The 23,522-nt window shown below is 65.9% G+C and carries 20 protein-coding genes; 7 read left to right on the top strand and 13 right to left on the bottom strand.

Features of this window, described 5'->3' with window-relative positions:
- Positions 1-23 precede the first annotated feature (23 nt).
- The 5 genes from ppk2 to AB431_RS03560 all read right to left on the bottom strand — a co-directional run bounded on the left by ppk2 (position 24) and on the right by AB431_RS03560 (position 3,729).
- Positions 24-881, bottom strand: a complete 858-nt coding sequence (gene ppk2 / locus AB431_RS03580) for a polyphosphate kinase 2 (RefSeq protein ID WP_047328785.1) — start codon at positions 879-881, stop codon at positions 24-26.
- Between the two features lie 59 nt (positions 882-940).
- Positions 941-2,182, bottom strand: coding sequence for a hypothetical protein (locus tag AB431_RS03575; RefSeq protein ID WP_144418183.1), 1,242 nt, complete (start codon positions 2,180-2,182; stop codon positions 941-943).
- 68 nt (positions 2,183-2,250) lie between these two features.
- Positions 2,251-2,739, bottom strand: coding sequence for a PA-phosphatase (locus AB431_RS03570; protein ID WP_047333044.1), 489 nt, complete (start codon positions 2,737-2,739; stop codon positions 2,251-2,253).
- Between the two features lie 44 nt (positions 2,740-2,783).
- Positions 2,784-3,308, bottom strand: coding sequence for a mycothiol transferase (locus tag AB431_RS03565; RefSeq protein WP_047328783.1), 525 nt, complete (start codon positions 3,306-3,308; stop codon positions 2,784-2,786).
- A 10-nt stretch (positions 3,309-3,318) separates the two neighbouring features.
- Positions 3,319-3,729 carry a VOC family protein gene (locus AB431_RS03560; RefSeq protein ID WP_047333043.1) on the bottom strand — a complete coding sequence of 137 codons (411 nt, stop codon included), beginning with the start codon at positions 3,727-3,729 and terminating at the stop codon, positions 3,319-3,321.
- 35 nt (positions 3,730-3,764) lie between these two features.
- On the opposite strand from AB431_RS03560, the gene AB431_RS03555 reads away from it, so the two are divergent.
- Both AB431_RS03555 and AB431_RS03550 read left to right on the top strand, forming a co-directional pair.
- The gene (locus tag AB431_RS03555; protein WP_047328782.1) at positions 3,765-5,489 is read left to right on the top strand and encodes an amidohydrolase family protein; all 1,725 of its coding nucleotides are present in this window, start codon (positions 3,765-3,767) and stop codon (positions 5,487-5,489) included.
- Positions 5,486-6,049, top strand: a complete 564-nt coding sequence (locus tag AB431_RS03550) for a carboxymuconolactone decarboxylase family protein (protein ID WP_047328781.1) — start codon at positions 5,486-5,488, stop codon at positions 6,047-6,049. Before AB431_RS03555 ends, AB431_RS03550 begins: the two co-directional genes overlap by 4 nt.
- On the opposite strand, the gene AB431_RS03545 is transcribed toward AB431_RS03550, so the two are convergent.
- The gene (locus AB431_RS03545) at positions 6,038-6,862 is read right to left on the bottom strand and encodes an SDR family oxidoreductase (RefSeq protein ID WP_047328780.1); all 825 of its coding nucleotides are present in this window, start codon (positions 6,860-6,862) and stop codon (positions 6,038-6,040) included. The two genes, AB431_RS03550 and AB431_RS03545, sit on opposite strands and share 12 nt — an antisense overlap.
- Positions 6,863-6,935: 73 nt before the next feature.
- Here AB431_RS03545 and AB431_RS03540 point away from each other — a divergent pair, with 73 nt between their 5' ends.
- Positions 6,936-7,307 carry a hypothetical protein gene (locus AB431_RS03540; RefSeq protein ID WP_047328779.1) on the top strand — a complete coding sequence of 124 codons (372 nt, stop codon included), beginning with the start codon at positions 6,936-6,938 and terminating at the stop codon, positions 7,305-7,307.
- A 64-nt stretch (positions 7,308-7,371) separates the two neighbouring features.
- Here AB431_RS03540 and AB431_RS03535 read toward each other — a convergent pair whose 3' ends face one another.
- The 4 genes from AB431_RS03535 to AB431_RS03520 all read right to left on the bottom strand — a co-directional run bounded on the left by AB431_RS03535 (position 7,372) and on the right by AB431_RS03520 (position 15,760).
- Positions 7,372-8,244 carry an endonuclease domain-containing protein gene (locus AB431_RS03535; RefSeq protein WP_047328778.1) on the bottom strand — a complete coding sequence of 291 codons (873 nt, stop codon included), beginning with the start codon at positions 8,242-8,244 and terminating at the stop codon, positions 7,372-7,374.
- Between the two features lie 183 nt (positions 8,245-8,427).
- The gene (gene groL, locus AB431_RS03530; protein WP_047328777.1) at positions 8,428-10,053 is read right to left on the bottom strand and encodes a chaperonin GroEL; all 1,626 of its coding nucleotides are present in this window, start codon (positions 10,051-10,053) and stop codon (positions 8,428-8,430) included.
- A gap of 240 nt (positions 10,054-10,293) precedes the next feature.
- A complete protein-coding gene (locus AB431_RS03525; protein ID WP_047328776.1) occupies positions 10,294-15,096 on the bottom strand; it encodes a tandem-95 repeat protein in 4,803 nt (1,600 codons plus the stop codon).
- Between the two features lie 106 nt (positions 15,097-15,202).
- Positions 15,203-15,760: a TetR/AcrR family transcriptional regulator gene (locus AB431_RS03520; RefSeq protein WP_047328775.1), complete on the bottom strand. Its 558-nt coding sequence runs from the start codon at positions 15,758-15,760 to the stop codon at positions 15,203-15,205.
- 100 nt (positions 15,761-15,860) lie between these two features.
- Here AB431_RS03520 and AB431_RS03515 point away from each other — a divergent pair, with 100 nt between their 5' ends.
- The 4 genes from AB431_RS03515 to AB431_RS03500 all read left to right on the top strand — a co-directional run bounded on the left by AB431_RS03515 (position 15,861) and on the right by AB431_RS03500 (position 20,400).
- On the top strand, positions 15,861-16,769 hold the full coding sequence (locus AB431_RS03515) for an SDR family NAD(P)-dependent oxidoreductase (protein ID WP_235435814.1): 909 nt from the start codon (positions 15,861-15,863) through the stop codon (positions 16,767-16,769).
- 17 nt (positions 16,770-16,786) lie between these two features.
- Complete coding sequence (locus tag AB431_RS03510; protein ID WP_047328774.1) at positions 16,787-17,275, top strand: cupin domain-containing protein; 489 nt, start codon at positions 16,787-16,789, stop codon at positions 17,273-17,275.
- A 74-nt stretch (positions 17,276-17,349) separates the two neighbouring features.
- Positions 17,350-19,044, top strand: coding sequence for a DEAD/DEAH box helicase (locus AB431_RS03505; RefSeq protein ID WP_047328773.1), 1,695 nt, complete (start codon positions 17,350-17,352; stop codon positions 19,042-19,044).
- A gap of 18 nt (positions 19,045-19,062) precedes the next feature.
- Positions 19,063-20,400 carry a cytochrome P450 gene (locus AB431_RS03500; RefSeq protein WP_082135535.1) on the top strand — a complete coding sequence of 446 codons (1,338 nt, stop codon included), beginning with the start codon at positions 19,063-19,065 and terminating at the stop codon, positions 20,398-20,400.
- On the opposite strand, the gene AB431_RS03495 is transcribed toward AB431_RS03500, so the two are convergent.
- From AB431_RS03495 to AB431_RS29390, 3 genes are read right to left on the bottom strand one after another with little or no spacing between them, the layout of a single operon-like run.
- On the bottom strand, positions 20,397-21,680 hold the full coding sequence (locus AB431_RS03495; protein ID WP_047328772.1) for a glycosyltransferase: 1,284 nt from the start codon (positions 21,678-21,680) through the stop codon (positions 20,397-20,399). The two genes, AB431_RS03500 and AB431_RS03495, sit on opposite strands and share 4 nt — an antisense overlap.
- A 12-nt stretch (positions 21,681-21,692) precedes the next feature.
- Positions 21,693-22,604 (bottom strand): UbiA family prenyltransferase, encoded by a 912-nt coding sequence (locus tag AB431_RS03490; protein WP_047328771.1) that lies wholly within the window; start codon positions 22,602-22,604, stop codon positions 21,693-21,695.
- Positions 22,601-23,518, bottom strand: coding sequence for an AfsA-related hotdog domain-containing protein (locus AB431_RS29390; protein ID WP_052960175.1), 918 nt, complete (start codon positions 23,516-23,518; stop codon positions 22,601-22,603). The genes AB431_RS03490 and AB431_RS29390 overlap by 4 nt, the downstream gene beginning before the upstream one ends.
- Between the last annotated feature and the right edge of the window lie 4 nt (positions 23,519-23,522).

The following is a 23,522-nucleotide window of genomic DNA, read 5'->3' as shown; positions in this document are numbered from 1 at the left end:
CTCCTCGGTGGGGACGCGAGGCCTCAGTCGGAGTGAGTTGCGCGGCCCACGATCAAGGGGTCGGGGGTGCCGACCACCTCATGGTCTTTGTTGTCGTAGTTGAACTTACTCAGCACGTGGCGCATCGCGTTGATCCGTGCGCGTTTCTTGTCATTGCTTTTGATGACGGTCCACGGCGCGATCTCGGTATCCGTCCAGGCGAACATGTCTTCTTTGGCCGCGGTGTAGGCATCCCATTTGTCCAGCGAGGCCAGATCCGTCGGAGACAGCTTCCACTGCCGCACCGGGTCGACCTGCCGGATGGTGAACCGGGTGCGCTGTTCGCTGGACGAGACCGAGAACCACAGCTTGGTCAGGCTGATGCCGTCGTTGACCAGCATTTGCTCGAACAGCGGCGCCTGTCGGATGAACTCGGCATGCTGCCTGGGCGTGCAGTACCCCATCACCCGCTCGACCCCGGCGCGGTTGTACCAGGACCGGTCGAACATCACGAGCTCGCCGGCAGCCGGCAGGTGATTGACGTAGCGCTGGAAATACCACTGAGTGGTTTCCTTCTCGGTCGGCTTCTCCAGCGCGACGACCCGCGCCCCCCTCGGGTTGAGGTGCTCCATGAACCGCTTGATGGTGCCACCTTTGCCCGCGGCGTCGCGCCCTTCGAAGACGATGACGTGCCGCAGGCCGTTGGCCTGGCTCCACTTCTGCAGCTTCAGCAGCTCGATCTGCAGGAGGCGCTTCTGCTCTTCGTACTCATTGCGGGTCAGCCGCTCGTCGTAGGGGTAATTCTCCCGCCACGTGTCGACGGCCAAACCGGCCGCGTCGAGCAGCACTGGGTCGTCATCGTCGTCATCGAAAACCGTGTAGCCATGGCTGTCTAGTGACACGCGCGGAAATTAGCAGCGTGAATGAAACCGGGGGTGACGCCATGGTGAACGACCCGGGCTCAGGCGGCGTTATCGGACTTCCCGGGACGCGCTGAGCGGCCCTGGCCGCTCGCATGACCATCGGACTTACCGGCTTGCCCCTGCTTGGCCGACTTGTGTTCCGGGGTCACTGCCTTGCGGCCGGGATGTACCTGCGCGTGGGTGTTCGGGGTCTCGGCGGCCTGCACGTCTGCGTTGGTGCCGTCCACGTCGGTCGACGTCTGGTCGGTCGACGCCGAATCCTCTTTCACCGCAGTGTCGTTTGCCTTAGCCACCGCCGAAGCTGTTGGTGTCGCCGAAGCCGCTGCCGCAGCCGCAGCCGCAGCGAACGGTGTCGGCGTGATGGGCGCCGGAAGTCTGCTCAGCAGTCCGTTGACGGCGGTCGCAAAACCGTCGTAGAGGTTCCAGGCCAGACCATCATGGGCTCCCAGCGAACTCTCCCCGATCGGTGCCGGAAGGAAGAGTGCAGGCTTGATGAGGTTGTAGGACAGGTTGCCCAGCAACCCATCGTAAAGATCAGGGTCCAACGCGTTGTAGACCAATTTGCTCAGCAGTCCCGGGATTTCGGCGGGATTCTGAATTGCCGACTCGGCCGTCGCCTCAACACTCGCCGGCAGGTACGCCAGGTAGTACGTCACGGCGGTCAGCAGCGTCACCGGAAGTGCAATGGCATTTTGGACCGCATACACCGCCCGCCCAGCCGGAGTGCTGTACATGTCGGCAAGGGCGGTAACGGCTGCGGTCGGGTCGGGCAGTGCGCCGAAGGCATCGTTGATGCCGTCGGCGACGCCGTTGACAGCGTTGCTGACCGCCGAGGCCAACGCGGTCGGCAGCAACGCGACCAGTGGGTCAACGACCGCGGTCTTGAAATACCAGGGATATGTGTAGTTCGCGTAATTGTCCGAGGGGTTCAGCAGCAGTTGCGCGAGATAGCTCACCGCACTGCCAGGATTCTGCAGCGCGGCGGCCGCCAAGAACACCGGGTTGACCGGGACTCCCGCACCGAAATCGGAGTCGTCCCAGTAGTAGTTGAGCCCGAGGGCGAGGTCGGTGCCGATGGAAACAGCCTCGGCGACGGCACTCACGACGTCACCGGCCCCGTAGAGCGCGTCGGTGACGAACGACACTGGGAGCACACCCAAGCCGCTTCCTACGGGCAAGGCCGCCGGCGCGACGTTAACTGCCGCCGGCGCTGTCGCCACGACGCCGGCGGTCATCACCGCGGCAGCGAGCTTGGTATGCAGACGTACAGCACTAGACATGGATTCCCCCCGAATCTGTTGGCACGGCAATTTCCGCCCCGGGAGCATCGCACGCTGTGACGTCGACGTCAACAATCTCGTGCGATTACAGCAAACGCGCCGCAGACGATCGCGCTGCCCAGCAGGAGCCCGCCGACCGCGTCGGTGAAGTAGTGATAGGTCACTGCCTGACCGAGCATCCCCAGCAGCGCCCAGGCGATGGCGGCCACCGCGACAACCAGCCGCGCACCCACCACCAGAAGCACCATGCCGAGCGCCACCACCATCAACGTGGTGTGTCCGCTGGGATAGGCGACCGCCCCACCCTTCTGCCGGCCGAACCACTGCTTGGCCACACTCGAAAGCCACACAGCCGCAATGGGACTCACCCCCACCAAGGCGACCAGCAGCCAGCGCCGCCGGTAGGCGGCCAACATCATTGCCCCAACCAGAATCACCAGCACCGTGCGTTGATCGGTGAAGAACAGCAACCAGCCCAGCACGCTTCCGTGCGCTCGCTGAAACCAGTCGTCGACCGGAGTCGAGCCCTCCCCCACAGCCCAACCGAGCAGCACCATCGCCACCAGCCCGAGCGGCGGCCACCAACGGACCGCGGTGGTGGTCAGCGAGCGATGCCCCGCACGTAAGCCGCTTGGCCCAGATGCTGAGCGCAGTCGTCGATGATGCTGACCAACCGCATGCTCGCTGTGACCGGCGGATCCCAGTTCGTGTCGACCACACGAGCGAGCTCGTCGGTGGTGACGCTGGCCAGGTACTCCAGGGTGACCTTGTGCACGGCGTGGTAGTAGCCGGCCAGAAGATCGGCGGGTGCTCTCACCTTGCCCACATCCTCGGCGGTGTGACCGTAGCCGTGCGCGTCGCGGGGCAAGTCCAGATCGAAGCGGTCGACCCATCCGCCGGTGAACCACACCTGCTCGGTTCCGGCGATGTCGGCGAGCTGCGCATCCTGTACCCGCGCGCTGTGCCACACCAGCCACGCGATGCTGTTCGCCGTCGACGTCGGCCGGAAGAACGAGACCTCGTCGGTCAGGTCGTCGGTGATGTCCTGGACGTGCTCGATGATGCGGGTGAAGGAATCACGCAGGAGTTCGCGGGCCGCATCCGCGTCGGACAGTGAGTCAGCCATGGTTGTGACGCTACGCGGAGTTCGTCGGGACCTGAGCTTCAGGCTGGGCACCGTGGAACACCGCTTCGACGTTGTTGCCCTCGGGGTCGCGCACGAATGCGCCGTAGTAGCCGGGGTGGTACTCGGGCCACAGCCGCGGCGCGTGCAGTGGCTCGACACCCAGCGCCAGAGCCGTGTGGAAGAAGGCCTGCACCGATTCGGCGTCCTTGGCCTCGAAGGCGATGTGCACCTCTCGGTTGGGCCCGTTGGCCTCGCCGGCCGAGGCATCGGCGATCCAGAACGTCGGCTTGCCGTCGGTGCCGTAACCGATGGCCTCACCGAAGTCCATCACCCGGTGGTAGCCCAGGACGTGGAGGACCTTGTCGTAGAAGTCTTGGGACTCGGCGTACTTGTCGCAGTTGATTCCGAAGTGATCGATCACAGCTCCCATACTGGCAGCCGACGTAATCTGAGCCCATGAGTTACGACTTGGTCATCCGCAACGGCACGATCGTCGACGGCTTGGGCGGCGAGCCCTACTCAGGCGACGTCGCCGTGTCCGACGGCGTCATCGCCGCGGTCGGCACCGTCTCCGAGCACGGCGACCGCGAGATCGACGCCACGGGACTGCTCGTCACGCCTGGATTCGTCGACCTGCACACCCATTACGACGGGCAAGCAATCTGGTCGGACCGAATGACGCCGTCGTCGGCGCACGGCGTGACGACCGCGGTGATGGGTAACTGCGGTGTCGGGTTCGCGCCCTGCCGCCCCGAGGACCACGACGTCCTCGTCGACGTCATGGCCGGGGTCGAGGACATTCCCGGCGTGGTGATGGTCGACGGGCTGCCGTGGACCTGGGAGACGTTCCCCGAGTTCCTCGACGCGCTGGATGCGCGGCACCGGGACATCGACGTCGCCGCGTTCCTTCCGCACTCCCCGCTCCGCGTCTACGTCATGGGTCAGCGCGGCGTCGACCGCGAGCTGCCCACCGCCGAGGATCTGGCGCTGATGCGCAAACTGGCCGAGGAAGCGATCCGTGCAGGCGCACTGGGCTTCGCCTCGTCGCGTCTCACCTTGCACAAAACCTCTGGCGGACAACCTATTCCGAGTTACGAGGCGCAGTACGAGGAGATCGAGGCGATCGCACGCGGCGTCGACGATGCCGGCGGCGGACTGTTGCAGTTCGTGCCGGACCTCATGGCAGGCGATTACGAGGGTGCGCTGAGTGCCGTGTTCGACGTCGCCTCGGACGTGGGCCTGCCCGTGACGTTCACGCTCGCGATCGGCAACGCCGGACCGCCGATCCACCTCGACGCCTTGCGCATGGTCGAGAAGGCCAACGCCAACGGTGGCGACGTGACCGGACAGATCTTCCCGCGCCCGATCGGGCTGGTGCTCGGGCTGGATTTGTCCGGCAACCCGTTCGTCATGTACCCGTCGTACCGGGAGATCGCCGACCTACCGCTGGCCGAGCGCGTCGCCGAGATGCGCAAACCGGAAGTGCGGGAACGCATTCTGAATGACAGCCCGGCCAGCGACGGGCATCCGCTGATGTTCGCGGCTCAGGCCTGGGACTACATGTACCCCCTCGGCGATCCGCCGAACTACGAACCAGCGCCGGAGGACTCGATCGGCGCACGGGCCCGCGCCCGCGGTGTCACGCCACTGGAGGAGGCCTACGACCGGCTGCTCGACGATGACGGTCACGCCATGCTGCTGGTCACGCTGGCCAACTTCCGCGACAACTCGCTGGACACGGTGGCGGAGCTGATTCAGCGCGACGACGTCGTCCTCGGCTTGGGTGACGGTGGCGCCCACTACGGAATGATCTGCGACGCAAGCTTTCCCACCTACATGCTGACGCACTGGGTCCGCGACCGGGAGTCGGGCCGGCTGTCGGTGCAGCGGGTGATCCAGGAGCTGACATCGGTGCCTGCGCGTGTCGCCGGCCTGGCCGACCGCGGCCGGCTCGCGGTGGGCTACAAGGCCGACGTCAACGTGATCGACCCCGACGCCCTGCGGCTGCACCAGCCGACCGTCAAATCCGATCTGCCCGCAGGCGGGCGACGGCTGGATCAGACTGCCGACGGTTACGTGGCGACGATCGTCTCCGGTGAGGTGATCTCGCAGAACGGGGTGCCCACGTCGGCTCGGCCGGGCCGGCTGATCCGTGGCCGGCAGCCGGCGCCCGCCCTGTGAGCCGGGTGGCGCCGCTGGCCCAGCCGTGGAGCGACTCCGACGCCAACGACATCGGCAGCTGGGGCCATCCCGACCGCACCTACGAACCGCTGCTGCTGGTGCGGTGTCTGCAGCGCCATCCCGACATGGCCCGCAAGCTGCGCAAGATGGGCGAGTCGCTCTACCTCGACACGAAGCTGCCACCGCGGGTCCGCACGATCGCGATCCTGCGGATCTGCGGACTGGTGCACTGCGCCTACGAGTGGGGCGGGCAAGCCGCGTTCTGGGGTCCGATCGTCGGGGTGTCCGGCGAGGAGGCCGACGCACTGGCGATCGGCGAGACCGACGATTCGCGGTGGAGCGCCGAGGAGCGGGTGCTCATCGAAGCGGTCGATGAGCTGGAGCGCACCGGGTCGTGGTCGTCGTCGACGTGGGAGGCGCTGGGCGAGAGCTTCGACGACGAGCAGCGCATGGAGCTGTTGATCGCTGTCGGCTGGTACCGGACGGTCTGCACGCTGTGCAACGGGCTGGACCTGCCGGTCGAAGGATGGATGCGGCCCTGGCCCTCGTCAGCGGCGTGACGCGTCGCGCTTGAGGGCCGGGTGCTGCTTGGCCAGCAGCGGCAACAGCACGCGGTGCGGCAGCGCCTGAAAGATCCGGGTGCTGATCACGTTCTGGATGCCCGCGATCACGTCACCGCGGTCGCCGGCGAGCGCGTCGATACCGATCTTGGCGACGGTTCGCGACGGCATCCACATGAATTTCGGGAAGGCGTCGGCGAATACGCGCTCGTCCATCCCGGCCGCGGTCAGGAATTCGGTGCGCACCGGCCCGGGGTGCAGAACCGCGGCGGTGACGCCGGTGCCGGCCAGCTCGCCGCGCAGGCCCGCGGTGAAGTAGCGGACGAATGCCTTGGTGGCGCCATAGCCGGCCTGGCCGGGGAAGGGCTGGAATCCCGCCGTCGATCCGACGTTGAGAATCGCGCCGCGACCGCGCGGCACCATCTGCTGCACGGCGCGCGAAGTGAGGTCGATGACAGCCTCGACGTTCACCCGCACCTGTGCGATCTCGTCGGCGACCGGAGCAGTGGCGACCGCGCCGACCACGCCGATGCCCGCATTGTTGACCAGGATGTCGATGGTCAATCCACGCCGTTCGACTTCGTCGAACAATGCGGCGCGGGCATCGGCGTCGGCGACGTCTGCCGCGATGACCTCGACGCGGACCTGGTCGGCGAGTTCTGTTGCGAGCTCTCGCAGCTTGTCCTCGCGGCGGGCGACGAGCGTGACGCCGTGTCCGCGGGCGGCGAGTTCGCGGGCGAGGTCGGCGCCGATGCCGGAGGAGGCCCCGGTGACGACGGCGGTGGACGTGGGTGAAGGCGTAGGCAGCGGCATTTGCTTGAGAACCCTAGGGCACAGTGCCGGTATTCCCCAGGCTCCGACGGATTGGCAGCAGTATCGTCGGCCCATGAGCGTCAAGGTGGACCTCGGTCAGCTCGCCGGCACGCTGGCCGACTATATGTTTGGCTATTTGATCACCGTCAGCGACGACCACCGTGCGCACACGGTGGCGGTGGACCCTCAGCTCGTGGGGGGTGTGCTCGACGTCGGCTCGGTGGGCAACAGCACGCGTCGCAACGCGCTCGCCCATCCCGACGTCACGGTGGTGTGGCCGCCCCGCGAGGCGGGCGGATACAGCCTGATCGTCGACGGCCGCGGCGAGTTTGCCGACGAACGGCTGCGGGTGATTCCACAGCGGGCGGTGCTGCATCGCCCGGCCGTGCCAGGGGCGCCGACGGCGTCCGGCTGCGGCGACGACTGTGTCCCGCTGAGCGGCTAGCAGCAGGCCTCGAGTGTGCGGTTTCATCCGCAACACGCCGTCGTTCGCGGATGAATACGCACACTCACCACGTGCGCGAGCAACCACGCGCCGTGAGGGCGGCACCGACCCGGTTGAGGAACACCCCCGGGTTGTTGTGCAGCATCGAGCTCGTCACGCGTACGTCGATCCAGCCGAGCTCTGGCAACCGTGCGTAACGTTCGACGTCGTTCGATCGCTGTCGAGGGTCGGTCCAATGATGGGCGCCATCGAAGTCGACACCCACTCGGTACTCCGGCCATCCCATGTCCAGCCGGGCGACCACGAAGCCCTCGTCGTCGCACACTCGGATCTGGGTTTGCGGCCGCGGAAAACCACTCCTGACCAACATGATTCGGGTCAGTGACTCGTACGGGGATTCGGATCCACCGTCGACCAGATCCAGCACCGACCTCAACTGCTTCAATCCGCGGACGCCGGCATGCTGCGCCATCACCGCGTGGACGTCATCGATCTTCACGTCCGTGGCCTGCATGAGGGCGTCGATCCGTTGCACTGCCGCGTCGAAGTCGAGGCGTCGTCCGAGATCGAAAGCCGTCCGAGCCGGTGCGGTTACCGGCAGCCCGTGCGCTTGTCGAATCTCATTGGCCGACAACGTGTCCGAGTGGACGGCGATCAATCGAGGCGGACGCCGATTGCTGTGCACCAGTTCCGCAGCCGCATCAGCATCGATCCATTTCGCGCCCCACAACGCCGATGCCGACAAGCCGGCCAGCACACCGCTGCGGCCCGACCACAGCCAGGCGGCACGCGCTCGATCGATTGCCGAGAGCTCGACGCCGCGGGGCGCCCACACGCCCGGATAGACCGCGGCATGGAATCGCCTCAGTTCGCGGAAGGTGAGCGCCTTCGCGTCGAGCACCTCCTCCGCAATGAACGGCCAGGGAACAGTCCGCATCCGCGAACAGTGTCAGCACTTCGCGAAATACGTCTCGCCTGTCCACAGCCGGTCGCCAGAGTGCGACCCGATACGTGAGCCGCGGCGTGTTGCGTATGAAACCGCACACTCGCGGCGACAAGGGGCGGGGATAACGAAAAAGCCCCGACTCGCCAAAGCGAGCCGGGGCTTTTCGTTGACTTACTAGAAGTCCATACCGCCCATGCCACCGGTCGGGTCGCCCGCAGGTGCGGCGGCCTTCTCCGGCTTGTCGGCGACGACGGCCTCGGTGGTCAGGAACAGCGCCGCGATGGACGCCGCGTTCTGCAGCGCCGAGCGGGTGACCTTCACCGGGTCGGCAACGCCGGCCTTGAGCAGGTCCTCGTACTCACCGGACGCGGCGTTGAGGCCGGTTCCGGCGGGCGAGTTCTGGACCTTCTCGGCGACAACGCCGGGCTCCAGGCCCGCGTTGAAGGCGATCTGCTTCAGCGGAGCCGACAGCGCGACGCGCACGATGTTGGCACCGGTCGCCTCGTCACCGGTGAGCGACAGCTCGTCCAGTGCCGGAGCCGACTGCAGCAGAGCCACGCCACCACCGGCGACGATGCCCTCCTCGACGGCGGCCTTGGCGTTGCGCACGGCATCTTCGATGCGGTGCTTGCGCTCCTTGAGCTCCACCTCGGTGGCAGCTCCGGCCTTGATCACCGCAACACCGCCGGCCAGCTTGGCCAGGCGCTCCTGCAGCTTCTCGCGGTCGTAGTCGGAGTCGCTGTTCTCGATCTCGGCACGGATCTGGGCCACCCGGCCGGCGATGGCGTCGGAATCACCGGCACCCTCGACGATGGTGGTCTCGTCCTTGGTGACGACGATCTTGCGGGCCTGACCCAGCAGCGAGACATCGGCGGTCTCGAGCGAGAGGCCGACCTCCTCGCTGACGACCTGGCCACCGGTCAGGATCGCGATGTCCTGCAGCATGGCCTTGCGGCGGTCACCGAAGCCCGGGGCCTTGACGGCGACGGACTTGAAGGTGCCACGGATCTTGTTGACCACCAGGGTGGACAGGGCCTCGCCCTCGACGTCCTCAGCGATGATCAGCAGCGCCTTGCCCGACTGAATGACCTTCTCCAGCAAGGGAAGCAGGTCCTTGACGGTCGAGACCTTGCCCGAGACCAGCAGGATGTACGGATCCTCGAGGACCGCTTCCTGACGCTCGGCGTCGGTCACGAAGTAACCCGAGATGTAGCCCTTGTCGAAGCGCATACCCTCGGTGAGCTCGAGCTGCAGGCCGAAGGTGTTCGACTCTTCGACGGTGATGACACCCTCGTTGCCGACCTTGTCCATGGCCTCGGCGATCAGGTCACCAATGGTCTGGTCGCCCGCGGAGATCCCGGCGGTGGCCGCGATCTGGTCCTTGGTCTCGACCTCCTTGGCGCTCTTGAGGAGCGTCTCGGTGATCTTCTCGACGGCCTTCTCGATGCCGCGCTTCAGGCCGAGCGGGTTGGCCCCGGCGGCCACGTTGCGCAGACCCTCGCGAACCAGGGCCTGGGCGAGGACAGTCGCCGTCGTCGTTCCATCTCCAGCGACGTCGTCAGTCTTCTTGGCGACTTCCTTGACCAGCTCAGCGCCGATCTTCTCGTACGGGTCCTCGAGCTCGATCTCCTTGGCGATGGACACACCATCGTTGGTGATCGTGGGGGCGCCCCACTTCTTCTCCAGGACGACGTTGCGACCCTTGGGGCCCAACGTCACCTTTACCGCGTCGGCGAGGGCGTTCAGGCCCCGCTCGAGGCCGCGGCGGGCCTCTTCGTCGTAAGCAATGATCTTGGACATTGCGAAGTGAATCCTCCGGTTGGGGATGGCACGTCTTCGGTCGGGTGCAGTGCCCGCGACGGACGGCTGGAGAGTGCTCCGCGCGTACGCGGCCCCGGCCTCACCGTCCCGACCTAGCACTCGCCGGTCGCGAGTGCCAACCACCTTTTTAGCACTCGACCATGGCGAGTGCAAGGAAACTGTTTACGCCGTCAGCGTGCTGCCCGGACCAATCCTGACGATGGTCAGGGTTGCCGAGCACTAATCCGGAATGCCGACGCCGGGAGTCGGTCCGACAGCCGGCCCTTCGGCGAGGAACATGTTGGAGTTCAAAAATTGGTCCGGGTCTTTGATGTCTTCGAGGTGCTCGCCGACGGCCCTGACAGCTTTGATCGCCAGCTTGACCTTCCGCGCGCCCTGCACAGCGGTGAATACCCCGGTTTCTGGATCGACGGCCATCGAACCGAAGATGGACGCCAGGTTTCCACCAATTTCAAGACCGGTATGGATGCTCTGGTAATAGTCGAGGACCGATCCCACGCCCTCGGTATATTGCTTCTCGACCTCAGGAATCATTGCATCACTGGGCAATTCGTTGTCGAAGATGAAGCCGCCGACATCGCCGGGATCGCGCTGGTAAAACCAGTCTTCTGGGAAGGTGCCCGGCACGACTTCGATGGCGTCGTAGTCGATGAAGGCTTCTGTCACGACGCCGGTGTCACTGACGACCCTGCTCTTGGTAACCATGTCGGATTTGACGTAGATGGCGTCGTCTTTGGCCATCTTTCGGTAGCCGATCACATAGCCCTCGTAGTACTTCATACCGGGCACATGCAGGAGGCTGATCACGTACACCTCGGCGTTGATCGGTGTGCCGTCGGCGTCATGGGTAAGGTCGGGGTGGCCGGTGTAGGAAATCTTGTACTCGGTGTAGTCCCAATCCCACTCACCGTGACCGCTGCACGGACTGCAGTCTTCAAAATTTCGTCCGTCGGTCAGTACCTGGTGGATAACGGTCCATTCCAGCGCGGGTTCGCCGAACCAGGAACTGACGACACCGGCCTGACTGAGCAGAGCATCAGGGTCACTACCCCACGTCGGTCCGGCCCCGTAGGCCGTGTGCAGTGGATACAGCTGCGGCGTTGACGGGGTCACCGGGTAATTCGTCGGCAGGAGCGGCACGTTGAACGCGATCGTGTACGACTCACCGGCGCTGTTGGTGGCGGTGAACGACCCGATGACGTTGTACACCTTGCCCGATTCCTCGGCATAGGCCCGCGCGGCGCCACTGGGGGTGAATGTGAAGGTTCCGTCGGGGCGCACGATAAGGCTGCCCAGTGCAGTGGTGGTCGAACCGGACCAGGAGACGCCCTCACCGAGCTTTGTGCCCGCAGTGATCTGTCCGGTGACGACGCCAGTGGCTCTGTTGACGGTCTTCGTGATGGTCGTCGACGGCTCAGCGGCATTGGGAACCGCTGGGAGAGAGACTAATTGAGTACTACCCAAGCTACCGTCGGAGCCTATCGACATGACGAACGTGTAGAGGCCGTGATCGGTGGCCGCCATCTGGGCCGTGATTCCGTTTACCGTGGGTCCCGTCGTAGCTCCGTAGGAGGTGATCGACACGATGGTCGTGCCGAAGCTGCCGTCGCCGTTTTGTCCGATCACGCCCACATACGCCGTGCCGTCGGGCCCAAATGCAAATCCCCCGACGCCGGCGCCGTTGACCGGAGAACTGATGATCGTCGACCCGTCGGGCGTGTAGGTGAGGATCTGCACGGGAGAGGAACCGCCCGCCGTCTTCGTCGGCACGAAGACGGCAGTACCATCCGGGCCGACGGCCAGCACCGCTCCGTCAGAAGTGCTGTCGGACTTGGCCAATGGGCCACTGGTAGCACCGGTGGTCAGATTCTTGATGACGTAGCCCGTGCCCGTGTCGACCGCCCGGAACGGTGTCCCGTCCGGCCCGAACACCAACGGTGATGCACCCGTTCCGCCGAGCGTGATATCGGACGTTGTTCCGCCGGTCGTGATTACGGTGACGTGGTCCGCGGTGGGTGCGTAGCCCTTCCCGTCCGGACCCAACACGAAATTCGTGGCATCGACGGTCACGGTCTTGGCGCCCCCGCCCGGACTGATGACCAGGACTTCGCTGTACGAAAGCGCCTGGAAGGCACCGCCATCCGGTGCGACGAGCAACGGCTCCTCGAGCCGCACCGGTACATCGATGGTCGTTCCGCCGATTCTGGTGATGTGGCTGACGGGGCTGCCGTCATCGGTGGAGAACGTGGTGGTGACCAGATAGGCGGCTTCGCCGGCGCCGACAACCACCGTCTCTAACGAGGTGCCGACCACCTTGTCCGGTCGGCCCACGATATGCCCGTACAAGTTGGTGGTGTGACCCGAAAGCTTCATCACCATCGTCGAGTCGTCGTCATCGAGGAACGTGACGTACGCCGTGCCAGCGGGAGTGACCACCACCGGGCCGGCTAGAAACTTGTCAGTCACCAGATCCGACAGGAATGCCGTCCCCTGCGCCGGGATGACCATGATGCCCGCCGCATAGGCGAAGCTGGTCGAATTGATCGTCGCCCCACCGAAAGCCACATACCCATTGCCCTGGGCATCGGTGACAACGTTTCCGGTCGGGTGCCCGTACACCGTGCCGCTCGGTACTGCGCCCAGGGTCTGCGTACTGACCGCGCCACCCTGGTCCACCCGCAGGACCACCATCGTGTGGGCAGTTGCCTGCGTGCCGTCCGGGGCCACAACACCGGTGTCGACCGTCGTCATCACCATTTGGTAGGCAGTGCCGTTCGCAGCGACGACGGGATTGCTGATGGCGAGACCGGCGACTTCCGTAGTGGAGATAGCGCCATTGGGTCTGATCACCGATACGAGCGTGTGGTAGGAGCGGTCGTCGAACTCGTCCTCGCCGATCTGTTTGAGGGTGGTGACGATGACGTCCCCGCCAGGCCGGGCCAGCAAGACGTTGGCGCGTGATCCTGGCAACGCCACGACCTTGGTCGCGCCGTGCCTGTCGATGATCGCGACGCTGGCAGTCACAAAGTCCAGGTTCGTAAGCAACTGGTACACAGTGCCATCGCGCGTCACGACCGGTGCAGTGAACAACGGGTATCCGTCGACGGGAGTACTGCTCGGCGGCGTGTCGGTCACGGTTGACACGGTGATGTTGACGGTGGCGGTCGCCGTGCCGCCATTGCCGTCGCTGATCGTGTAGGTGAAGCCGTCCGCGCCGTGGTAGCCGGTGTTCGGGGTATACGTGACGCCGGTATCGCTGTGTGTGACGCTGCCGTGCGACGGCGTTGCCGTACCGGTGATGGTCAGGGTGTCGCCGTCAGCGTCAGAGTCGTTGGCCAGCACCGAAATCGACACTGGCACGTTTTCCTTGGTGGTCGCTGCATCGTTGCCGGCCGCCGGCGCATGATTGACCGGAAGGGACGGTGCCACCGTCACAGTGACACCGGTCGTGGTCGTGCCGCCATGCCCGTCGGTGATGGTGACTGCGAACGAGTCTGTCACCGATCCGCCACTACCCGCCGCGTGCCGCGCATCGTCGGTCGGCTTGTAGGTGAAAGCGCCTGTGGTGCTGTTGAAATCGAATTGCTGCGCATGGCCGGGCTGCGTCGAGACCGTGTACGTCAGCGTGTCAAGGTCAGCATCGGTGGCGTGCACTGATCCAGTCACCACGCCGGTGGTCGCGTTCGGAGTGCCGGGGTCGACCGACACACCGTCTGGCGCCGAGTTCTTCGAACTGACCACCACTGACACCGGCACCGCCAGTGTGCCGCCATTGCCGTCGCTGACCGTCACCGTGAAGCTGTCATGCACCACACCCGCACCGTTGGCGGAGGCAGCATGGCGCGCGTCGGCGGTGGGGGCGTAGGTGAAGGAGCCGTCCTCGTTGACCACCACGGAACCCTTGCTGGGCAATGTGGTTCGCGAGTATTTGAGGGTGTCGCCGTCGGCGTCGGTGGCCGTGACGGTCCCGGTCACCTTGCCGTCGCCATCCGGATCATGCACGTCCGCAACACCGTTGGTCGGGGCGTGGTTGACCGGGACCACCGGCGCCGCCACCGTGACCGTGACCGTCGCCGTGCCCGGACCGCTGAGGCCGAGCAGGCCAGCCAATCCATGAGTGGCACCGTCGTCGACCTGGATCGTGAACGTGTCCTTGCCGCCTGTGGCGGCGATCTGCTCACCGGGTTTGTAGGTGAAGCTGCCGTCCGACTCCACCGACACCTCACCCTTGGTCGCCGGCCCGGACACCGAGTAGGTCAGCGGGTCGCCGTCGAAGTCCGTGGCGTTGACGTTGCCGCGAATCGTGCCGTCGGGATCCGGTTCGAGCAGGGTGGGGTGGACTCCGGGGCGCTGATTGTTGACCGTGCGTTGGAAGCCACGCATGCCGAGCCAGAGAGCTTCAAAGAACGGCGGGACCGGCACGTTGGGGATCGGCAGCGCGGGTGCCAGACCGCCCAGCCCGATCCAGGTGAGCGCGTCGGTGACGATGCTCTTGAGCGTGATCGGCGCCGACACAGGTCCGCTGGGATCAGCGGGGCCGCCATCACCGGGGAGCGCTGCCGCGGGCGAAACGCTGACTGTCACCGACGCCGGCGACCCCTCAGCGCCCTCGTCGGTCTTGTCAACTGCCGCCGAAACCGCGCCGTGCCGTTGCTTCGGCGAAACGGTCTCGGATTCCGGCGATGCATTGGATGCGGCACGGGGCGTGATGGAGTGACGCTCCGGCGCTTGGACTGCGCTGCCGGACTTCGACACATCGCGGGTCGCCAGATGCGGATGTGCCCTCTGTCGCCCACTGTTCCCCGTGCCGCTTCCGCTGCGGCCGCTCGCTGCTCCCCCGTCGGCGCTCGAGCCCGCGTCAGGTCCCGTGGCGTTGGCGACGCCGCAGGCAAGCGGAGTGCCAAGGCCGAAACCGACACCCAACGCCACCGCCAGCGCACCGATCCGTCCAACCGACTTCTCGAATCGAAGCCGTCCGTCCGTCGCCGGCAGCTGCGCTTGTGAATCCCTCGATGACGTCATGCTCTGGCCCCCGCCCCGGTATTGCGTGTTGTTACGCAGTTACAGATATAGGGACGCGGGACCTTACGCCGATACAGGGATTTCCCTGGTATCTCTCAGCGAGTGATCAGCCTGCGCGTAAACCGGCCACGATCACGTCGGTGATCCGGTCGGCGACGTCGTCGCCGTATTCCTGGCCGCTCTTGCACACGACCAGCAGTGCCTTGAGTTCGGCGACGCCGACGTCGGCTCGCGCGGCACCGGCCTTTTGCGCCGCCACCAGCATCTCCCCCAGCACCCCGAGAAACTCCGCTTCGGCGCCGGGCGCCGCGGAGTCCAGGTCGATCCCGTACCTCGCCAGCGCCTCGACCATCCCGTGGTCGGCAGCGCCTGAACGCACCATCTCGCGCAGGAATTCGAACAGCGCGGTGGACGGATCAGCGGCGAGTAGCTCGCGCCCTCGCGCCACGACCAAGCGCACCCGCTCGCCGATGACTGCTTCGAAAAGCGCTTCCTTGGTCGGGAAATGACGGTAGACGGTGCCCGCACCGACGCCGGCGCGCCGGGCGATCTCGTCGATCGGCACGGCCAGCCCCTGCTCAGCGAAGACCTCGTAGGCCACCTGCAGCACCCGAGCGCGGTTGCGCGCGGCATCGGCCCGTAACGGCCGGCAGCTCAGACCCACCTCACACCCCTTACGCGTTGACAAAGCGGGGCGCACGTTCCGTATAGTCGAAGAAACCGGGGCGCGCGCTCCGTTTATTGAGTTTAAACGAGGAGAAGCTGTGCCCTTTCAAAGGCCAATCTGGAGCCTTGCCGACATTCCGGACCAAACCGGCCGCACGGCCGTGATCACCGGCGCGAACACCGGCCTGGGCTACGAGACAGCGCACGCGCTCGCCGGAAAAGGCGCTCGCCTGGTGCTCGCGGTACGCAACCTCGACAAGGGCAAGGCCGCCGCCGATCTGATCGGCCGGCGATACCCGGGCGCCGACGTCTCGCTGCAGGAACTGGATCTCACCTCGCTGGAGTCGATCCGAGCCGCCGCCGAGCAGCTGCGCGCAGGCCACGACAGCATCGACCTGCTCGTCAACAACGCCGGCGTGATGATGAGCCCCCGACAAACCACCAAGGACGGCTTCGAGCTGCAGTTCGGCACCAACCACCTCGGCCACTTCGCCTTCACCGGATTACTGCTGGATCGCCTGCTCGCCAGCCCGGGATCCCGGGTGGTGACCGTCAGCAGCGTCGGACACCGCGGCGGGTGGATCCGGTTCAATGACCTGCAGTCCGAGCGCAGCTACAACAGAGCCCTGGCCTACGGCCAGTCCAAGCTGGCCAACTTGCTGTTCACCTACGAACTGCAGCGACGACTGGCCGGAACCGGCACTATCGCTGCCGCCGCGCATCCCGGCGGATCGAGTTCGGAGCTGTCGCGCTATATGCCCGGGCCGGTCCGATCGGCGTTCGGACTGATCGAGCAGAGCACCGAAATGGGTGCACTTCCGCAGCTGCGCGCGGCGACCGACCCGACCGTGCGCGGCGGCCAGTACTACGGACCGGGCGGATTTCTCGAGATGCGGGGTTATCCGAAGCTGGTTTCCTCCAACCGCCGTTCCCACGACACCGCGGCGCAGCACCGACTCTGGGCGATCTCCGAAGAGCTGACCGGAGTCGTGTACCCGCTCGGCTGAGGTGCAGACTAGGGGCAATGTCTCTCCATGTGCCGCCCTATCCCCCGCCCCGGTACGACGGCAACGGCGAAGTCAGCGCCAGCCTGCGCAAGGCCGACACCCCGGCCGACTTCGAAGTCGGCCCGATCAAATACACCTACCTGGCCACCGAGAAGTCGACCGGCGGCGACTTCGGCCTGTACCGCGTCGACTTAGGGCCCAAGGCGGGCGGCCCGGGGCCGCACTTCCACAAGGCCATGTCGGAGTCGTTCTTCGTGCTGTCCGGCCGGATCGAACTCTTCGACGGCAGCGGCTGGACGGTCGGTGAGCAAGGCGACTACCTCTACGTCCCACCCGGTGGCATCCACGGCTTCGGGAACCAGTCCGACGAGCCCGCCTCGATCTTGATGTTGTTTGCTCCAGGGGCACCGCGTGAGTTCTATTTCGAAGGGTTGCCCAAGCTCGGCGAACTGACCGACGAGGAACGTCGCGAGTTCTTCATTCGCAACGACAACTTCTTGGTCTGACGACACGCCGGATCGAAGTGCGCAGGCGGATCTGCTTGCGTTAGAGTCCATCTCGACCGAGAGGAGTCCCAGGGGTGCGGGCAGTTGATGCGCCCAGCACCCAGACGTTACGGGGCTGGCAGCGACGGGCGTTGGTCAAGTACTTGGCTGCCAAGCCGCGCGATTTTCTCGCCGTGGCCACCCCCGGCGCCGGTAAGACCACCTTCGCCCTGCGGATCGTCGCCGAACTTCTCGCCGAAGGCACCGTCGAGGCCGTCACCATCGTGGTCCCGACCGAGCACCTCAAGATCCAGTGGGCACAGGCCGCGGCCCGGCAGGGCATCTCCCTGGACCCCAGGTTCTCCAACTCGAACTCGCAGACCTCCGCGGAGTATCACGGGGTCGTCGTCACCTACGCCCAGGTCGCCAGCCACCCCACCCGGCACCGGGTGCGCACCGAGAACCGCAAGACCCTCGTCGTCTTCGACGAGATCCACCACGGCGGCGACGCGAAAACGTGGGGCGACGCGATCCGGGAGGCCTTCGACGACGCGACACGGCGGCTGGCGCTGACCGGGACCCCGTTCCGCAGCGACGACAGCGCGATCCCGTTCGTCACCTACGAAGTCGGTCCGGACGGCTTTGCCCGCTCGCAGGCCGACCACACCTACGGCTACTCCGACGCGCTGGCCGACGGCGTCGTGCGCCCGGTCATGTTCATGGCCTACTCCGGTGAGGCCCGCTGGCGCGACAGTGCCGGCGAGGAACACGCCGCCCGCTTGGGTGAACCGTTGACCGCCGAGCAGACCGCCCGGGCGTGGAAGACCGCGCTCAACCCCGCCGGCGAGTGGATGCCCGCGGTGATCGCCGCGGCCGACACCCGGCTGCGCGGCCTTCGCGAGCACGTGCCCGACGCCGGCGGCATGATCATCGCCTCCGACCAGACCGCGGCCCGCGCCTACGCCGACCTGCTTGTGAAGATCACCGGCGAGGCACCCACCGTCGTGCTGTCCGATGACAAAGGCGCCTCGGATCGCATCTCTGCGTTCTCGGCGAGCACCTCGCGCTGGCTGGTGGCCGTGCGCATGGTGTCCGAAGGCGTCGACGTGCCGCGACTGGCGGTCGGCGTGTACGCGACGAGCGCGTCGACCCCGCTGTTCTTCGCGCAGGCGATCGGCCGGTTCGTGCGGTCGCGGCGGCCGGGCGAGACGGCGTGCATCTTCTTGCCGTCGGTTCCGAACCTGCTGCTGCTCGCCAGCGAGATGGAAGCCCAGCGCAACCACGTGCTGGGCAAGCCGCATCGCGAGAATCTCGACGACGACCCGCTCGAGGCCGAGCTCGCCAAGCAGAACCGCGACGAGCCGGACGAGGGCGATAACAAGATCGAGTATCTGGGCGCCGACGCCGAGCTCGATCAGGTCATCTTCGATGGGTCGTCGTTCGGTACGGCCACGCCCGCGGGCAGCGACGAGGAGGCCGACTACCTCGGCATCCCCGGCCTGCTCGACGCCGAGTCGATGCGAGATCTGTTGCGGCGCAGGCAAGAAGAACAGATCGAGAAGCGCACCGCCAGTGGTGAGGTTCCACGACTGACGACGCACGGCCAACTGCGGGACCTGCGCCGCGAGCTCAACGCCCTGGTGTCGCTGGCGCACCACCGGACCGGCAAGACGCACGGACAGATCCACAACGAATTGCGCCGGGTCTGCGGCGGCCCACCGGTGGCCGCGGCCACCAGCGATCAGCTCAGGGCCCGCATCGAAGCCGTTCGCAGCCTCACGTCGTCGTAAACCAGCTACGCTGCCGCCATGACGGCTTCCGGCCTCTCTGGAATCCCCACGGCGCCAGGGCGTCTGCCGTTGATCGGCCACGCCCACATGGTGACGGGTGATCCACGCGACCTGCTGCTGCGCGCTCCTGAGATCGGTCCCATCGTCCGGGTGTACCTAGGGCCCCGGGCGTCGTACCTGCTGACCACCCCGGAGCTCATCCGCGACGTCAGCCTCGGGCGCGCAGGCGCTTTCCATCGCGAACCGATGCGCGAGGCCATTCACGAATTGGTCAGCGGCGCGACCAATGTCCTCAGTGGACCCGAACACGATCTGCGCCGCCGATTGATCGCTCCGGTCTTCCGGCAGCGCCGCCTGGGCGAGTACGGGCTCACCGTCGCGACGATCGCCGACGACTGGTCGAGCTCGCTTGCAAGCGGCGCCCAGAAGGATTTGCGGTCGAGCGTGCATCAGCTGGTGATGCGGACCATGCTGGCGACCTTGTTGCGCGCCCAGACCGACGCCGAGGAGATCGACGTCATCCGTGAGCGAACCCCTTGGCTGCTCAGCGAAGTCATCATCCGCGGCGCCCTGCCCAAGGCCGCGAGACAGTTGCGGGTGCTGGCCAACCGCCGGTTCATCGCTCATTCCCGGCAGGTACGTGCGGCCCTGAGGTCGCTGATCGAGCGCCGACGCGATGAACCGGACGAAGGCGACATGTTGTCGGCCCTCCTGCACCATGTCGATGAAGAGACCGGAGCAACACTGTCCGACGACGACCTCGTCGACGAGTTACTCCTGTCGCTCGCGGCGAGCATCGGGTCCCAATCCTCGATGTTCTCGTGGCTCATCTACGAAACGAGCCGGGCACCCGACGTCGCCGCGAAGATCCGCGACGAGCTGGATTCGGTAATCGGCTCTCGCCCGGTGGAAGTGGGCGATGTACCCGCATTGAGCTACCTGCGCAATGTTCTGACCGAGACGCTGCGTCTGTGGGCGCCGTGGATCAGCATCCTCACCGCCGACGGCCCGGTACGGATCGGCTCGGTGGAAATTCCGGACGGCACCAACATCTTGTTCAGCCCGTTGATGGTGCATCTGCAGGATCGATACTTCCCCAATGCTCGAGCGTTCGAACCCGAGCGCTGGGAATCCGGGTCCGGCGATCGTGAGCTCATGATGGCGTTCGGTTTGGGTCAACGGCATTGCCCCGGAAGCCAATTCGCGCTGCTGTCCATCACTCTGCAGGCCGCGGCCCTGTTCTCCCGGTGGGATATCCAGCTGCCCGCCGGGTTCGAGGTCAAGCCGCAGGCCAAGGATTTCGTCCTGTCGCCGGCATCCCTGCCGGTTACGTTCACGCCCCGACGCCGCGGCTAGCGCGCCGCGGTCTTCTCCACGATGTCGCAGACCCGCGGTACACCGTCACCGGTCGCCTGCAGGCGGGCACCGAAAGCTTCTGCCCGGGAGCGCATCTGGGGATCCAACACGGCGTCGATCCCGGCGCCGAGGGTCTCCGCCCGCAGCTTGGTGAACGGAACGTGGGCGCCGACCCCGAGTTTCTCCACCTGGTGTCCCCACACCGGCTGGTCGAACGATACCGAACAGACCAACGTCGGCAGCCCGGCCCGCAGACTCTCGAAGAGAGTACCGATTCCCCCGTGGTGGACGGCCGCCTTGCAGTGCGGGAAAACGAGATCGTGCGCCAGCGAATCGACGATCTTCACCCGGTCGGAGGTATTCCGCATCTCCGCGCTCAGGCTGGCGCCGCCGACGCTGACCAGCGCCCGCTCGCCGGTCCTGACGCAGATCTGCTCGATCATGCCGAGTACCGATGCGAAATCCAGAATGGGCATGCTGCCGAACCCGAAGAAGATCGGTGGCGTCCCCTCGTCCGCCCACTTGAGCACCTCGGTGTGGTCTTCAGCCGCTTCGCCGATCGCCGCCCGGGCTGACTGGGGTAACCAGAGGAACCCGACCATCGGCCGCGACGAGCCCCACTCCTCGGCCAGACCAGGCACGAATGCCTGGTCGTACATCTGTAGTTCGGGGACGTTCCGCCCCGCCAGAATCGATTCGGTGCTGGCTCGCGATCGTGGCAGGCCGAGCTTGACGCGAAGGTTGTTCAGGTACTTGCCGAAGACGACGGTCCGCAGTCGCTCGATCGCAGCCCAGGCCACCCGGTTGAAGACACCGGGCACCGGCCAGCCGGCAGGCACCGATCCCGGCGGGGCGTAGTGACTGTTCTTCCGGCACGGGTAGGTATGCAGTGTCACCATCGGGATGCCCAGGGATTCAGCGATGATCGCCGAGCGGTCCTCGCTGAACGTGGTGCAGACGATCATCTCCGCGCCGCGGGAGATGTCGATCAGTTCGTCGTCCATCCGGTCGGCGTATTCCGACATCTGCTTCGACACCATCGACATCAGCTTGAATGTGCTACCGGCCGCCAAGGCGCGCTGGCCTTCGGGAGAGGAATACAGCGCATGTACATCGGGACCGAATTGCCGGGCTGTCAGACCGGTTTTCGCGACGAAGTCGACGAAATTCGGTGGTGCTCCGATGATCACGTCGTGGCCGCGGCGCTCGAGTTCCAAACCCAGCGCCACCCCGGGCTGGACGTCCCCCCGACTCCCGACCAATGGTATGAGGATCCGCACAATTGCACCCTTCTAGTGGTAGATCAAGCCCTGCCCGACGATGGAGAGATAGAAGATGATCACGAAAGCCGTTGGAACACTGCGAGGGTGGTGGTCGACTCGTCTGACAAAGAAGATCCACGCCGAAACGAGCGGCAGCACGGCAGCGGCGAGCGGCGACCAGGCAATCGGCCACCAGTGCGCCGCCCAGCTCCACGGCGCGGTGAGCAACAACTCCACCAACACGGCCGACAAACCCAGGACCAAGACCGCGATGCCGCTCGCAGCGGGGCCGATGACCCTGGAGTACGAGCGCAGGTCGCCGACGTCCGACACCCGTGTGGTCTTGCGCGCCAGCTCCACCTGCAGGAATGCGGCGGTGAACACCAACAGGACGGCGGCCAACTGCAGCGAGGACGCAGCACCGGTACCCGGCAGGCCGGTCATCGCGAAACCTGTTGCCAGGAACTGCGCGGGGCATGCCGCGGCCAAGTTCACGATCGGGTTGTCCCGTACCACCGGAACACGCGACTCCAGCCACCACAGGACGAGGCTGTACCCGAGGATCAACGCCACGAGCACCGTCGTCCAGACCGAGACCGTCGCTCCCAGCAGCAACGCCACCGCGGCCGCAGGAACCATGGCGATCCGCAACTCCCGGCTGCTGATCCGGCCCTGAACCAGTGGCCGTTGCGGGTTGTAGACGGTGTCGTATTCGAGGTCCTTCTGATCGTCGACCATCCGCAGGAAGGCGCCGGCAGCATTGAGCGCCAGGATCTTCAGCGCCGTATCCCAGGACGGACGCCAGGGGCCGGATGAGTCACCGACCACGACGACCATGCACTCGACCGCGACAACCCACAGCGCCAGGTAGACGGGATAGACGGGCAGGCATCGTTCGATCAGGAACGCGCCGACACCGCCCGTCCGTCGCAGGACCGTCATTCCATGAAGGCCAGTTCGATGGTTGCCCTGGTCTGACCTGACTGCGTGATGTCACCGCGGAAGATCAGCGGCTCGGCGGCGTCCTGGGTCATCCGAACTGTGCTGAGCGCGTCCATCTCGGCGAAGGACTGGAAACCGATCTTCAGCCACGACGGCCCCACCAGGTTCGGCGCGTGCGAGTCTGCGATCGCCAGTGAAAGCTGGCGAGCCGCCTCGATGATCAGGCCGCCGGGGAGGTGGTCGAGGGGATGGTCGAACAGCGTCGCATGCCCGATATCCACCACCAGCGGTGCACTCGCCGAGCCACCCTCGACCGCGTGATCGGGTGTACCGATCACGACATTCTCGGTCCGCGTCCGGCCGACCGACGAGGGAACAGCAGGGGCAGGCTGCGGTCCGGGATCCCAACTCGATCCTGCCCTCATCCGATCCCACTTCTCCAACGGCATCCAGTTGAATGCCGCCCCCAGTTCCATGGTCTTGGCGCCCTGGTGGGCCGCGACGGCACGGACTTCAAGGCCGTGGACGGCACCGTGTTCGTCCCGGCGGAACTCCTTCTGCACCACGATGTTCAACTCGAGATCCAGCATCTCCGCGCCGCACTCCAAATGGTCGAAGTCGACGACGGACAGCTCGTACAAGCGCACGGTGTGCCGAGCGTCGGGCGGCGCGGCATAGAACAGGTGGCTGCCCGCGATGCACCCCTGCCGGAATGCCTCGAGAACCAAGAGCGGGTCGTAATAGGTGCGTTGCCGTCCCACCCCGTCAGAGTGGAAGCTGTGCAGGCGCGGCAATTGCGCGTGAACCAACCACGCTCCGCCCTGATTCGCCACCGACGTGACCAGCACTTCGGAGACCGCTCGTTTGTGTACCAATTCGCGGCGAATTGTCTGAGAATGGTTGTCCTCGTTCATGTCC

The sequence above is a fragment of the Mycobacterium sp. EPa45 genome (assembly GCF_001021385.1).
Classification (GTDB): Bacteria; Actinomycetota; Actinomycetes; order Mycobacteriales; family Mycobacteriaceae; genus Mycobacterium.
This window is presented reverse-complemented; position numbering and strand designations above follow the sequence as displayed.

Excerpts from the sequence above, each read along its gene's own strand:
- AB431_RS03525 (WP_047328776.1), bottom strand. The coding sequence starts at position 15,096 with ATGACGTCATCGAGGGATTCACAAGCGCAGCTGCCGGCGACGGACGGA.
- AB431_RS03565 (WP_047328783.1), bottom strand. The coding sequence starts at position 3,308 with ATGGCTGACTCACTGTCCGACGCGGATGCGGCCCGCGAACTCCTGCGT.
- AB431_RS29390 (WP_052960175.1), bottom strand. The coding sequence starts at position 23,518 with ATGAACGAGGACAACCATTCTCAGACAATTCGCCGCGAATTGGTACAC.
- AB431_RS03510 (WP_047328774.1), top strand. The coding sequence starts at position 16,787 with ATGTCTCTCCATGTGCCGCCCTATCCCCCGCCCCGGTACGACGGCAAC.
- AB431_RS03570 (WP_047333044.1), bottom strand. The coding sequence starts at position 2,739 with ATGGTGCTGCTCGGTTGGGCTGTGGGGGAGGGCTCGACTCCGGTCGAC.
- AB431_RS03490 (WP_047328771.1), bottom strand. The coding sequence starts at position 22,604 with ATGACGGTCCTGCGACGGACGGGCGGTGTCGGCGCGTTCCTGATCGAA.
- AB431_RS03575 (WP_144418183.1), bottom strand. The coding sequence starts at position 2,182 with ATGTCTAGTGCTGTACGTCTGCATACCAAGCTCGCTGCCGCGGTGATG.
- AB431_RS03540 (WP_047328779.1), top strand. The coding sequence starts at position 6,936 with ATGAGCGTCAAGGTGGACCTCGGTCAGCTCGCCGGCACGCTGGCCGAC.
- AB431_RS03545 (WP_047328780.1), bottom strand. The coding sequence starts at position 6,862 with ATGCCGCTGCCTACGCCTTCACCCACGTCCACCGCCGTCGTCACCGGG.
- AB431_RS03555 (WP_047328782.1), top strand. The coding sequence starts at position 3,765 with ATGAGTTACGACTTGGTCATCCGCAACGGCACGATCGTCGACGGCTTG.
- AB431_RS03535 (WP_047328778.1), bottom strand. The coding sequence starts at position 8,244 with ATGCGGACTGTTCCCTGGCCGTTCATTGCGGAGGAGGTGCTCGACGCG.
- groL (WP_047328777.1), bottom strand. The coding sequence starts at position 10,053 with ATGTCCAAGATCATTGCTTACGACGAAGAGGCCCGCCGCGGCCTCGAG.
- AB431_RS03500 (WP_082135535.1), top strand. The coding sequence starts at position 19,063 with ATGACGGCTTCCGGCCTCTCTGGAATCCCCACGGCGCCAGGGCGTCTG.